The organism is Acidovorax sp. (assembly GCF_034519795.1).
GTDB lineage: Bacteria > Pseudomonadota > Gammaproteobacteria > Burkholderiales > Burkholderiaceae_C > Acidovorax.
This window is the reverse complement of sequence record NZ_JAXHOB010000026.1, coordinates 51,885-63,735: the sequence shown is the minus strand read 5'-3', so window position 1 is coordinate 63,735 and position 11,851 is coordinate 51,885. Positions and strand designations below refer to the sequence as shown.

10 protein-coding genes are annotated in these 11,851 nt (G+C 69.2%); 7 read left to right on the top strand and 3 right to left on the bottom strand.

The window, feature by feature from the left end:
• Positions 1 to 39: 39 nt before the first annotated feature.
• Together U5N23_RS27400 and ppa are read right to left on the bottom strand one after the other, a co-directional pair.
• Positions 40 to 1,854 carry a methyl-accepting chemotaxis protein gene (locus U5N23_RS27400; protein ID WP_322595871.1) on the bottom strand — a complete coding sequence of 605 codons (1,815 nt, stop codon included), beginning with the start codon at positions 1,852 to 1,854 and terminating at the stop codon, positions 40 to 42.
• Positions 1,855 to 2,046: 192 nt separating this feature from the next.
• Positions 2,047 to 2,589, bottom strand: coding sequence for an inorganic diphosphatase (gene ppa / locus U5N23_RS27395; RefSeq protein ID WP_322595870.1), 543 nt, complete (start codon positions 2,587 to 2,589; stop codon positions 2,047 to 2,049).
• Positions 2,590 to 2,875: 286 nt separating this feature from the next.
• Between ppa and U5N23_RS27390 the strand changes: the two genes are divergently transcribed.
• Together U5N23_RS27390 and U5N23_RS27385 are read left to right on the top strand one after the other, a co-directional pair.
• Positions 2,876 to 4,951, top strand: coding sequence for a sodium-translocating pyrophosphatase (locus tag U5N23_RS27390; protein ID WP_322595869.1), 2,076 nt, complete (start codon positions 2,876 to 2,878; stop codon positions 4,949 to 4,951).
• An 80-nt stretch (positions 4,952 to 5,031) separates the two neighbouring features.
• On the top strand, positions 5,032 to 5,418 hold the full coding sequence (locus U5N23_RS27385; RefSeq protein ID WP_322595868.1) for a VOC family protein: 387 nt from the start codon (positions 5,032 to 5,034) through the stop codon (positions 5,416 to 5,418).
• Positions 5,419 to 5,427: 9 nt separating this feature from the next.
• Here U5N23_RS27385 and U5N23_RS27380 read toward each other — a convergent pair whose 3' ends face one another.
• The gene (locus U5N23_RS27380; protein ID WP_322595867.1) at positions 5,428 to 6,033 is read right to left on the bottom strand and encodes a TetR/AcrR family transcriptional regulator; all 606 of its coding nucleotides are present in this window, start codon (positions 6,031 to 6,033) and stop codon (positions 5,428 to 5,430) included.
• Between the two features lie 117 nt (positions 6,034 to 6,150).
• On the opposite strand from U5N23_RS27380, the gene U5N23_RS27375 reads away from it, so the two are divergent.
• Genes U5N23_RS27375 through U5N23_RS27355 form a run of 5 tightly spaced genes read left to right on the top strand, consistent with a single transcriptional unit; the run spans position 6,151 to position 11,848 of the window.
• Positions 6,151 to 6,972 (top strand): metal-dependent hydrolase, encoded by an 822-nt coding sequence (locus U5N23_RS27375; RefSeq protein WP_322595866.1) that lies wholly within the window; start codon positions 6,151 to 6,153, stop codon positions 6,970 to 6,972.
• A gap of 11 nt (positions 6,973 to 6,983) precedes the next feature.
• Complete coding sequence (locus U5N23_RS27370; protein ID WP_322595865.1) at positions 6,984 to 8,435, top strand: TolC family protein; 1,452 nt, start codon at positions 6,984 to 6,986, stop codon at positions 8,433 to 8,435.
• A gap of 2 nt (positions 8,436 to 8,437) precedes the next feature.
• On the top strand, positions 8,438 to 9,460 hold the full coding sequence (locus U5N23_RS27365; protein ID WP_322595864.1) for an HlyD family secretion protein: 1,023 nt from the start codon (positions 8,438 to 8,440) through the stop codon (positions 9,458 to 9,460).
• 46 nt (positions 9,461 to 9,506) lie between these two features.
• Positions 9,507 to 10,682, top strand: coding sequence for an ABC transporter permease (locus U5N23_RS27360; RefSeq protein WP_322595863.1), 1,176 nt, complete (start codon positions 9,507 to 9,509; stop codon positions 10,680 to 10,682).
• Positions 10,682 to 11,848, top strand: a complete 1,167-nt coding sequence (locus U5N23_RS27355; RefSeq protein WP_322595862.1) for an ABC transporter permease — start codon at positions 10,682 to 10,684, stop codon at positions 11,846 to 11,848. The genes U5N23_RS27360 and U5N23_RS27355 overlap by 1 nt, the downstream gene beginning before the upstream one ends.
• The last annotated feature ends 3 nt before the right edge of the window (positions 11,849 to 11,851 follow it).

The window sequence follows — 11,851 nt, the reverse complement described above, 5'->3', positions numbered from 1 at the left end:
AAAGAGAAGGCGGCCCAGGGACTGCCTGCCGGCCTGCGTTCAAAAACTTTCCCACTCATCTTCCCCACCCCCGCCTGCCTTGGCCGACGCCTTGGGTGCTGCCGCTGCCGGGCTGGCTGCTGCGGGCCCCTTGGGTGCCGCCAGCCGGCTGGCCGCTGGGGCCTTGGCCGCTGGCTTGGACGTGACCGCCGCGCGCGCAGCCGGCGCTGGCATGCCCACCGGCTTGCGCACCGCCGGGGCCGGTGCCGGTGGGCAGTAGTTGCCTGCACCGCTGCCGTCGCCCGCCAGCCGGAAGACCGCCACCGCGTTGACCAGTTCGCCCGCCTGGCTGTTCAGGCTGCTGGCCGCTGCCGCCATTTCTTCCACCAGCGCCGCGTTCTGCTGCGTGGCCTGGTCCATCTGCGTGACGGCTTCTCCCACCTGGCCCACACCGGCGCTTTGCTCGCTGCTGGCGGCGCTGATCTCGCCCATGATGTCCGTCACGCGCCGAATGGCTGCCACCACTTCGGTCATGGTGGCCCCGGCCTTGTCCACCAGCAGGGTGCCTTGTTCCACCCGTTCCACGCTGGCGGTGATCAGGCCCTTGATTTCCTTGGCCGCTTCGGCGCTGCGCCCGGCCAGGCTGCGCACTTCGCTGGCCACCACGGCAAAGCCCCGGCCTTGCTCGCCGGCACGCGCGGCTTCCACCGCCGCGTTCAGGGCCAGGATGTTGGTCTGGAAGGCGATGCCGTCGATGACCGAGATGATGTCGGCGATCTTGCTGCTGCTGGCGTTGATGCCTTTCATGGTTTCCACCACTTCGGCCACCACGTCGCCGCCCTGCACGGCCACGGTGGAGGCGTTCAGGGCCAACTGGTTGGCCTGGCGCGCGTTGTCGGCGTTCTGGCGCACGGTGGAGCCGAGCTCTTCCATCGAGGCGGCCGTCTCTTCCAGCGCCGAGGCCTGCTGCTCGGTGCGCGCCGACAGGTCGTTGTTGCCCGAGGCGATCTGCGCGCTGGCCGAGGCCACGCTCTCGGCGTTGCCGCGCACGCCGGTGACCACACGGGCCAGGTTGGCACGCATGTCTTCCAGCGCCGACAGCAGTTGGCCCATTTCATCCCTGCCATGGGCCGGCATGGCCGCCGTGAGATCGCCTTCGGCAATGGCGCGTGCAGCGTTCACGGCCTGGCCTGCGGGGCGCGTGACCGAGCGCGTGATCGACACGCCCAGCACGATGGCGAGCGCCACACAGGCCGCCAGCGTGCCCAGCACCCAGATGCGGGCCGCCTGGAAGACCGACTGCCCCTCGGCCTGCTCCTTGTCGGCCTGCGCGGAGTTGATCTTCTGCAACTGGCCCAGGGTTTCGGCAGCGGCCACGAAGGCGGTCTCGGATTCACCCGCAAACAGCCCGGACAAGGCGTCGGAGCTCAGTTCCATGGTTTCACTGGAGCTGAAATCCACCCCCTTGGCGACCTCCACCAGGTGGGCCTGGTGCTTGTAGTAAGCGGCCTTGCGCGTGCGAAAGGCCTGGAAGGTCTCGCGCTCCTCGCCGGCACCGACCAGCGGTTCGTACTGGGCTTCCACGCGCTCCAGGTCTTTGGCACGCGCGCTCATCTGCTCGGCGAAGGCCTGGACTTCGGCCGTGCTGCGGGCAGTGATCATGCCGGCTTCGGAGCGCCGCATGCGGTTCATCAGCACCCTGAGCTCGCCCGTGTAGCCCACGCTGGGCAGCAGGTTGCTGGCGATCTGCTGCGCGTTGTGGTGGATGCGTGAGAGCTGGACCAGCGAGACCGCTCCCAGCAAGGCCGTGAGCAGCACCAGGGCAAAGAACCCGACCCCCAGCTTGAGCCCGATACGCGCGTCGGAAATCTTCATATCACCCCTTGGCCACGGCCATTCGTGCCAGGGCGGGCGCAGGATTGCGCACCGACACCCTGGCTTTGCCCAGTCTAGCAATGGCGGGGGCAGTGCACAGTGCGGGGTTTCCATGAAAAAAAGCATGCAGCCCGCGCGGGCATGCATGCTTTTCGGTCAGCGGGCTGCCGGCGAGGCAGCCGGTCCAGGCGCTCAGGCCGCGCTGTTCTTGGCCTTGAAGTTGGCGATGCCGTCCATGATTTCCTTCTTGGCGGCGTCCAGGCCTTCCCAGCCCAGCACCTTGACCCACTTGCCGGCTTCCAGGTCCTTGTAGTGCTCGAAGAAGTGGCTGATGGCCTTCAGGCGCATCGGGTTCACGTCTTCCACTTTCTGCCAGTGGGTGTAGATGGGCAACACCTTGTCGGTGGGCACGGCCAGCACCTTGCCGTCGACGCCGGCTTCGTCTTCCATCATCAGGATGCCGATGGGGCGGCAGGGCACGACCACGCCGGGGAACAGCGGGTAGGGGGTGATCACCAGCACGTCCACCGGGTCGCCATCGCCCGACAGCGTCTGCGGCACATAGCCGTAGTTGGTGGGGTAGTGCATGGCCGTGGTCATGAAGCGGTCCACGAAGATCGCGCCCGATTCCTTGTCCACTTCGTACTTGATCGGGTCGGCGTTCATCGGGATCTCGATGACGACGTTGAAGGAGTCGGGGGCGTTCTTGCCAGGAGGTACGTGGTTCAGGGACATGTCTGTGGAGTGTGGTTTGAAACGATAACCCGCGAGCCCGGTCAGGACCAATAGGGACCCAGAGCGTCGGGATTAACCCTGATTTTAGGCGCATGCCCCTTTCTGCCCGCTTGCAAACCGGCGTTTGCCTGTAAATTGGGCCTGTTGGCCAATCGACTCCTTGAGAACCTGCTCCCGATTTTGAGCAGGTTCGTCCCCCAGGAGCACGAGGAAGCAACGCAGCGGAAGCACCACCGACCTGCGTTGTGTTTCCTTCCGTGCAACTGAAAAAACCAAGGAGAAATGCATGGCTGACAACTCAGCGCTGACGTCCCCTCTGATACTGGCAGTGGTTTGCGGATTGATTGCGGTGGCCTACGGCGTGTGGGCCCGTGGGTGGATTCTTGCCAAGGATGCGGGCAACGCGCGCATGCAGGAGATTGCTGCCGCCATCCAGGCCGGTGCAGCCGCCTACCTGGCACGCCAGTACAAGACCATTGCCATCGTCGGCGTGGTGCTGGCGATTCTCATCGGTGCCTTTCTGGACCTGACCTCCGCGCTCGGCTTCGTCCTGGGCGCCTTCCTCTCCGGCGCCTGCGGCTTCATCGGCATGAACGTCTCGGTGCGCGCCAACGTGCGCACCGCACAGGCCGCCACGCAGGGCATCGGCCCCGCGCTCGACGTGGCCTTTCGCGGCGGTGCCATCACCGGCATGCTGGTGGTGGGCCTGGGCCTGCTGGGCGTCACGGGCTTTTACTGGGCGCTGTCGCGGGGCATCACTGCGGGCCCCATGCTGGCCGAAGCACTCAACCCGCTGATCGGCTTTGCCTTCGGCTCCTCGCTGATCTCGATCTTCGCGCGCCTGGGCGGCGGCATCTTCACCAAGGGCGCCGACGTGGGCGCCGACCTGGTGGGCAAGGTGGAGGCCGGCATCCCTGAAGACGACCCGCGCAACCCGGCCGTGATCGCCGACAACGTGGGCGACAACGTGGGCGACTGCGCCGGCATGGCGGCCGACCTGTTCGAGACCTACGCCGTGACGCTGATCGCCACCATGGTGCTTGGCGCGCTGATGGTGGTGGCCGCGCCGGTCAACGCCGCCGTGTACCCGCTGGCGCTGGGCGCCGTGTCCATCGTGGCGTCGATCATCGGCTGCTTCTTCGTGAAGGCCTCGCCGGGCATGAAGAACGTGATGCCCGCCCTGTACAAGGGCCTGGCGATCGCGGGCATTCTGTCGCTGATCGCGTTCTACTTCGTCACCGTGTGGATCATGCCGGACAACGCCATCCGTGCCAGCGGCAGCCAGATGCGCCTGTTCGGCGCCTGCGCCACGGGGCTGGTGCTCACGGCCGCGCTGGTCTGGATCACCGAGTTCTACACCGGCACGCAGTACTCGCCCGTGCAGCACATCGCACAGGCCTCCACCACGGGCCATGGCACCAACATCATCGCCGGCCTGGGGGTCTCGATGCGCTCCACGGCCTGGCCGGTGCTCTTCGTGTGCCTGGCGATCCTGGCGTCCTACCAGCTCGCCGGGCTCTACGGGATCGCCGTGGCGGCCACGTCCATGCTGAGCATGGCGGGCATCGTGGTGGCGCTGGACGCCTATGGCCCCATCACCGACAACGCCGGCGGCATTGCCGAGATGGCCGAGCTGCCCAGCAGCGTGCGCGACGTCACCGACCCCCTGGACGCCGTGGGCAACACCACCAAAGCCGTGACCAAGGGCTATGCCATCGGCTCGGCGGGCCTGGCGGCGCTGGTGCTGTTTGCCGACTACACGCACAAGCTGGAGAGCTATGGCAAGGCCATCAGCTTCGACCTGTCGGACCCGATGGTCATCGTCGGCCTGTTCATCGGCGGGCTGATCCCCTACCTGTTCGGCGCCATGGCCATGGAGGCCGTGGGCCGCGCGGCCGGCGCGGTGGTGGTGGAGGTGCGCCGCCAGTTCAGCACCATCCCCGGCATCATGGACGGCACCGGCAAGCCCGAGTACGGCAAGGCCGTGGACATGCTGACCACCGCCGCCATCAAGGAGATGGTGATCCCCAGCCTGCTGCCCGTGGTGGTGCCCATCGTGGTCGGCCTGCTCCTGGGGCCCAAGGCGCTCGGCGGCCTGCTCATGGGCACCATCGTCACCGGGCTGTTCGTCGCCATCTCCATGTGCACGGGCGGCGGCGCCTGGGACAATGCCAAGAAGTACATCGAGGACGGCCACCATGGCGGCAAGGGCAGCGAGGCGCACAAGGCCGCCGTGACCGGCGACACCGTGGGCGACCCCTACAAGGACACGGCCGGCCCGGCCATCAACCCGCTGATCAAGATCATCAACATCGTGGCGCTGCTGATCGTGCCGCTGGTGGTGCGGTTCCACGGGAGCTGATACGCTGCGGCATCCGCCATGCAGCCACGGCCCGCTTCGGCGGGCCTTTTCTTTTTGAGACCGCCCTCGCCCCCTTTGCCATGCCCATCACCGTGCAATCGCTGGACCATGTGGTCCTGACCGTCGCCAGCATCCCGGCCACCATTTCCTTCTACGAGCGCGTGCTGGGCATGGTGGCGCGCGAGTTCAAGCCGGGGCGCTACGCCCTGCATTTCGGCGACCAGAAGATCAACCTGCACGAGGTGGGCACGGTGGTGGACCCGAACGTGCGCCATGCCACGGCGGGCTCGGGCGACCTGTGCTTTCTCACGCACACGCCGCTCGACGAAGTGCTGCTGCACCTGGCCGCCGAAGGCGTGGCCGTGGTGCAGGGGCCCGTGGGTGCCACCGGTGCGCGGCACCGGCTGCGCTCGGTCTACATCTACGATCCGGACGAGAACCTGATCGAAATAGCGAACGAGATCTGAGAGGCTGAGTCAGAACTCCGCCGAGATCGCCGCGCGCAGCAGCATCGCGGCGGGCTCCACCAATTCCTGCAGGTCGCCCGCGCCGCCCTGCTCGATGGACTGCAGCACCATCTCGTTGATGCCGCCCACCACGGCCATGGCCATCATGGGCTGGAGCGGGGCCTTGCGCAGGCGCTCGCCCGGGCGGTTGTTCACCACGTCGAGCATCAGGTCGGCCAGTTGCTGGTTGGCGCGGCGGCGTGCTGCCAGGCCCGGCGCGCCCAGGCCCAGCATCTCCACGAACAGCGTGCGCAGCAGCACCGGGTTGCGCTCGAGCACGCCGAAGTAGGCGCCCATGGCCTGCTCCACCTGGGCCTGCCAGTCGCTGTGCGGGTCGATGGCGTTGCGCAGCACCGTGATGGCGTTGCCGCTGGCGACCTCGTACAGCGCGATCAGGCATTCGGCCTTGTCGGCGAAGTTCTCGTAGAAGGTGCGGCGCGAGACGCTGGCCTCGCGCACGATATCGGCGATGGTGGTGTCGGCATAGCCGCGCGCGGCCACGGCGCGCGCCATGCCCTCCAGCAGGCGGGAGCGGTGCACGGGGGACGGGCTGGCGGTGGTCGAAGATTCGGGCATGGTGGCGTAAGGTCCCGGGAAAGATCGAAAAAGGTACTTGACAGTACCACACCCGGCTCGCATCATATGCACTTGGTACCAAGCAGTACCATATCTTTTCACACCTTGGAGCCCGCCATGACCGAACTCGTCGTCCGCCGTCTGCTCATCGACCTGGAAGCGCCTTTTGCGCGCCACTGGTGCGGCGGCGATGCCTTTCGCACGGCGCTCTTCAATGCGCTGTCCATGAGCTTCCCCGTGGGCGAGCAGTTTTTCATCGACGCGGTGCGCAATGGCCACAAGGCCCTGCCCGCCGACCGGCAGGCGCAGTACGCCGACGAGGTGCGCGGCTTCATCGGGCAGGAGGCCACGCACCGGCGCATCCACGCGCTGTTCAACGGCCACCTCGACACGCAGGGCCTGGTCAACACCTGGGCCCCGCGCGCGGCCGAGCGCATGAAGCTCTTCGAGGGCGCCGACCCACGCCATCCGCTGGCGGTGACTGCGGCCAATGAGCACTTCACCGCCCTGCTGGCCGAGTGGCTGCTGGCCCATCCAGAAGTCCTGGCCGGGGCCGATCCCCGCCTGGCCACGATGTGGCAGTGGCACTGCGCCGAAGAGGCCGAGCACAAGAGCACGGCCTTCGACATCTACCAGGCGCTGGATGGCGACCATGCCTGGCGCATCACCTGGTTCCGGCGCATCACCCTGGTCTTCCTGGGCGACGTGCTGCGCCAGACCGTGGGCAACCTGCGCCGCGACGGCACGCTATGGCAGTGGCGCACCTGGGCCAGCGCGGCACGTACCCTGTTCGGCCAGGGCGGCCTGGTGCGTGAGACCTGGCGCCCCTGGCGCGCATACCTGCGGCGCGACTTCCACCCCAGCCAGCAGGGCAGCGACCTCTCCGAGCGCTGGCTGGCCGACCACCGCGATGCCTATACCCCCGTAGGCGCGCGCTAACCCCTCCCACCATGACCCAGAGCCCCGTCCACCGGCCGCACGCGGCGGCCGGCCAGCCCCGCCCTTGCCTGCGTATTTCTTCACTGCAGGCCGCCGCCCTGCTGGCCGCACTCGCCATGCAGCTTCCGGCCCAGGCTGAGTCCATGGCCTTCCAGGCCGCACTGGAGCAGCTCACGGCACGCTCCGACCAGCTCGCCGCATCGCGCAACGCGGTGGAAAGCGCCCAGCTGCGCCGCCAGGCCCTGGCGCGCCTGGGCGGCCCGGTGGTCTCGCTCAGCGGTGCCGCGTACGCCTACAACGCCAACCTGGACCTGGACCTCAACCCCGTGAACCAGGCCCTGCCCGGCGTGCTGCAGCAGTTGCCACCGCAGCTGGCAGGCTCGCTGGCCCAGTTGCCGCACCTGCCGGCCAGCTACACGCTGAACCGCCACAAGACCGATACCAGCACCTCGGTCTCGGGCATCTGGCCGCTGTACATGGGCGGTGCCGGTGACGCCGCGCGCGGCCTGGTGGAGGCACAGGCCGCCGAGGCGCAGGCCGATGCCGACAAGACCGGCCACGAGGTCACCACGGTGCTGGTGCAGCGCTATTTCGGCGCCCAGCTCGCCGAGCAGGCGGCCCGGCTGCGTGAATCGGCGCTGGCCACCATCGAGCAGCACGATGCCGCCGCGCAGAAGATGCTGGACGCCGGCGTGATCGCCCGCGTGGAGCGCCTGCAGGCCCGTGCTGCGCTGGAGGAGGCGCGCCGAAACGCACGCAAGGCCCGCGACGACGCCGACCTGGCCGCCACCGCCCTGACCCGCACAGTGAAGGCCACCGAGCGCGTAACGCCCACCAGCCCGCTCTTCGTGCTCGGCCAGCCGGTGGAGCCCCTGCCCCATTTCGTCGATGCCGCCCTGCAGCGCCACCCGGGCCTGGCCAAGGTGGCCGCCAGGAAGGGCCAGGCCGAGCAACTGCATGCGGCGCAGGAGGCTTTGCGCAAGCCGCAGGTGTTCGCCTTCGGCCAGCGCCAGCTCAAGAGCGGCCGCGACGCCGACTGGGTGGCCGGCATCGGTGTGCGCTTCACGCTGTGGGACTCCATCGACCGCGATGCGCTGGCCGCCTCGTCCTCGCGCCAGATCGAACAGGCCGAGCGCAGCGGTGCCCAGGCGCAGAACGACATCGCCCTGCTGGTGGAAAAGCGCTGGCAGGCGCTGGAGCAGGCGCGGCGCGCCTATTTCGGGCTGCAGCCCGGGCTGGAGGTGGCCGACGAGGTGCTGCGCCTGCGCACCTCGGGCCTGCGCGCAGGTACCAGCACCACGCTGGACCTGATCGACGCCCAGGTCAACCAGGCCAAGGCACAGACCGAACAGGCCCAGGCCGCCCACGACTACGTGAAGGCCCTGGCCGAGCTGCTCGAAAGCTGCGGCCTGTCCGATGAATTTGGCAAATACATGGCACGTGCCGATGTGAAGGTGGAATGAACATGAGCGATACCAACAAGAACAACGCAAACAGCAGTGGCAAGGGCAGCAAGAAGGCTGCGGTGCTGGGCGCCCTGGCCCTGGTGGCCGTGGGCGGTTTCGTCGGTTTCGGCCTGTGGAAGGCCTCCCAGCCGGCCCCCGAGGTGTTCCAGGGCCAAATGGAAGCCCGCGAGGCCGACATCGCCCCCAAGGTAACGGCGCGCATCGCGCAGATCCTGGTCAAGGAAGGCGACCAGATCGCCGTGGGCGCCCCGCTGATCCGCATGGACAGCCCCGAGGTGCAGGCCAAGCTGGCGCAAGCCACCGCCGCGCAGGAAGCGGCCCAGGCCGTGGCCGACAAGGCCGCGCACGGCGCCCGCCCGCAGGAGGTGGAGATGGCACGCCTGGCATGGCAGCGCGCCGTGACGGCGGCCGACCTGGCCGAGTCCTCCTACCGCCGGGTGGACGGCCTGGCCCGCGAAGGCCTGGTGGCCGCACAAAAGCGCGACGAGGCCGAGGCCAACCACAAGGCCGCGCGCGACCAGGCCCTGGCCGCGAAGGCCCAGTACGAGCTGGCCCGTGCCGGTGCCCGGCCCGAGGACCGGTCCGCCGCCAACGCCCAGGCGCGCCAGGTGGCCGGCGTGGTGGCCGAGGTCAAGGCCGCCCAGGCCGAGACGGAGCTCAAGAGCCCCGTGGCCGGCGAAGTGGCCAAGGTGCTGGCGCGCAGCGGCGAGCTCTCGCCCCAGGGCGTGGCCGTGGTCACGGTGGTGGACCTGGCCGACCAGTGGGTGGTGCTGAATGTGCGCGAAGACCGCCTGCAGCGCTTTGCCATCAGCCAGGAGTTCGAGGCCACGCTGCCCGCCCTCGGTAGCGCCGGCAAGCCCGTGCGTTTCAAGGTCTACCACACGGCCGCCCTGCCCGACTTCGCCACCTGGCGCGCCACGCGCGCCGGCCAGGGCTTCGACGTGCGCACCTTCGAAGTGCGCGCCCGCCCGGCCTCTCCCATCGAAGGCGCCCGCCCTGGCATGACGGTGCTGGTGCAATGAGCCGGCTCGCAACGCCCCACCACCGCACCCTGACCGCCACCCCACCATGAGCACCCTGGCCCACAGCTTTCGCCGCGAGGCGCAGCGCCTGCTCCAGAGCCCCTGGGACCTGGCCATGGTCACCTGGGTGCCGCTGTTGGCCGTGCTGCTCATGGGCTGGATCTTCTCGGCCGGCCTGCCGCGCCACCTGCCCGTGGGCGTGCTGGACGGCGACCACTCGGCGCTGTCGCGCCAGGTGGTGCGCATGCTCGACGCCACACCCGGCCTGCAGGTGGTGCAGCACTACGCCAACACGGCCGAGGCCGAGCGAGCCCTGCGCAGCGTGGAGGTGTATGCCGTCGTCACCATTCCGCGCGACTTCGCACGCACCGTGAAGGAGGGCCGCACGGCCCAGGTCACGCTGCTGCACAACGCGCAGCTGGGCACGCATTCGGGCGTGCTGCAACGCGATGTGCGCGCTGTGGTGGGCACGCTGTCGGCCGGCATCGAGATGGCCGCGCGCAACCAGCGCGGCGAGCCGGCCCAAGCCGCGCGCGTGGGCATGGAGCCCATCCACACACAACTCGTGGCGCTGTTCAACGTGTCCACCAACTACGAACAGTTTTTGGGCGCGGCGCTGATCCCGGCGCTGCTGCACATCCTGGCCATGACGGCCGGCGCCTGGGCCGTGGGCCGCGAACTGCGCGACCGCACGCTGGGCGAATGGCTGGGCGCGGGCGGTAGTGTGCTGCGCACGGGTGCGGCCCTGGTGGGCAAGCTCGCCCTGCCCTGGGCCTCGCTGACGCTGGTGGCACTTCTGGCGCTGGCGGGCATCACCTGGGGGCGCGGCTGGCACCCGCCGGGCAACCTGGCCTGGGTGGCGGCCGGGCTGGCGCTGCTGATGGCCGTGTCGCTGGCCGCCGGTGCGGCGCTGGCAGGCAGCACGCGCTCGCTGCGCACGGCGCTGTCGGGCACCGGCTTCTTCGCGGCACCCGCGTTTGCGTTCAGCGGCGTGGCCTTTCCGCTGGCGGGCATGCCGGCCAGCGCGCGCGCCTGGGCCGAGGCCATGCCCTACACGCACTACATCCGCCTGCAGATCGAGCAGTTGCAGATGGGCGCGCCGCTGCGCTCCAGTGTCTCCACCGTGGTCGCGCTGATGGCGGCCACCGCCGTGCTGCTGGCGATCTGCACGCTGGCCTTGCAGCTGGCACGCAACAAGCCGGAGAGCTGGGGAGGACGGTGATGGACCAACGGCACGAAACCTCTGACGGGCCCTCGACCCTCTGGAGCGCCTGGCTCCAGGCCCTGGCCACCATCGGCCGCGACAAGGGCGTGCTGCTGCTGCTCGTGGCCGCGCCCGTGCTCTACGGCTTCTTCTACCCCTGGTTCTATGCCGACGAGGTGCTGACCCGCGTGCCTGTGGCCGTGGTCGACATGGACCGCAGCAGCCTGTCGCGCCAGATCACGCGCTTTGCCGAGGCTGACCCACGCATCGAGGTGCGCCTGGTGACCGCCAGCGAGCGCGAGGCACAGGAGGCACTGTGGCGCGGCGAGGTGGAAGGCTATGCGTTGATACCCGCCCACCTCAAGCGCAGCGTGGTGCGCGGCGAGGAGGCCCTGGTCCGCGTGGAGGGCAACGGCGCTTATGCGCTGCTCAACAAGGCCGTGCAGTACGGCTTTGCCGAGGCCGTGGGCACCGTGTCCGCCGGCATCGAGATCCGCAAGCTGCAGGCCGCGGGCCAGAGCGCGCAGCAGGCAGCGGCCAGCCGCAACCCGGTGCAGCTGCAGATGGTGGCGCTGTTCAACCCCACCGAAGGCTACGGCAGCTTCGTCGTGCCCGCCGTGGCCCTGCTGATCCTGCAGCAGACGCTGCTCATGGGCGCGGCCCTGCTCACCGGCACCTGGGTGGAGGCCGGCCAGCACCGGGCGCGCACCCGTACCTGGCTGGGCCGGCTGCTGGCGCTGTGCACGCTGGGCTGGATCAGTGGCCTGTTCTACTTCGGCTGGATCTTCCTGCTGCACGACTACCCGCGCGGCGGCAACCCGCTGGGTGCGCTGGCGCTGCTGGCCTGCTATGTGCCCGCCATCGCGGCCCTGGGCGCGCTGATCGGCCTGTGGGTGGGCAACCGCGAGCGCGCACTGCAGGTGCTGCTGTTCACCACCTTGCCGATCGCCTTCGTGGCCGGCTTCTCCTGGCCCGTGGAGGCGCTGCCCGAGCCGCTGCAATGGCTGCGCTGGCTGCTGCCCAGCACCGCGGGCGTGCAGGCCTCGCTGCGCCTGAACCAGCTGGGCGCGCCCCTCGCGGCGGCCTTGCCCCAGCTGTGTGCGCTGGTGGCGCTGTCTGCAGGGTGCACGGTGTCGCTGCTGGCTTGGACAAGGCCCCGGCCAGTACCCGGCCCATCTGCCTGAGGA

Excerpts from the sequence above, each read along its gene's own strand:
- ppa (WP_322595870.1), bottom strand. The coding sequence starts at position 2,589 with ATGTCCCTGAACCACGTACCTCCTGGCAAGAACGCCCCCGACTCCTTC.
- U5N23_RS27375 (WP_322595866.1), top strand. The coding sequence starts at position 6,151 with ATGACCGAACTCGTCGTCCGCCGTCTGCTCATCGACCTGGAAGCGCCT.
- U5N23_RS27370 (WP_322595865.1), top strand. The coding sequence starts at position 6,984 with ATGACCCAGAGCCCCGTCCACCGGCCGCACGCGGCGGCCGGCCAGCCC.
- U5N23_RS27385 (WP_322595868.1), top strand. The coding sequence starts at position 5,032 with ATGCCCATCACCGTGCAATCGCTGGACCATGTGGTCCTGACCGTCGCC.
- U5N23_RS27400 (WP_322595871.1), bottom strand. The coding sequence starts at position 1,854 with ATGAAGATTTCCGACGCGCGTATCGGGCTCAAGCTGGGGGTCGGGTTC.
- U5N23_RS27390 (WP_322595869.1), top strand. The coding sequence starts at position 2,876 with ATGGCTGACAACTCAGCGCTGACGTCCCCTCTGATACTGGCAGTGGTT.
- U5N23_RS27380 (WP_322595867.1), bottom strand. The coding sequence starts at position 6,033 with ATGCCCGAATCTTCGACCACCGCCAGCCCGTCCCCCGTGCACCGCTCC.
- U5N23_RS27360 (WP_322595863.1), top strand. The coding sequence starts at position 9,507 with ATGAGCACCCTGGCCCACAGCTTTCGCCGCGAGGCGCAGCGCCTGCTC.
- U5N23_RS27355 (WP_322595862.1), top strand. The coding sequence starts at position 10,682 with ATGGACCAACGGCACGAAACCTCTGACGGGCCCTCGACCCTCTGGAGC.
- U5N23_RS27365 (WP_322595864.1), top strand. The coding sequence starts at position 8,438 with ATGAGCGATACCAACAAGAACAACGCAAACAGCAGTGGCAAGGGCAGC.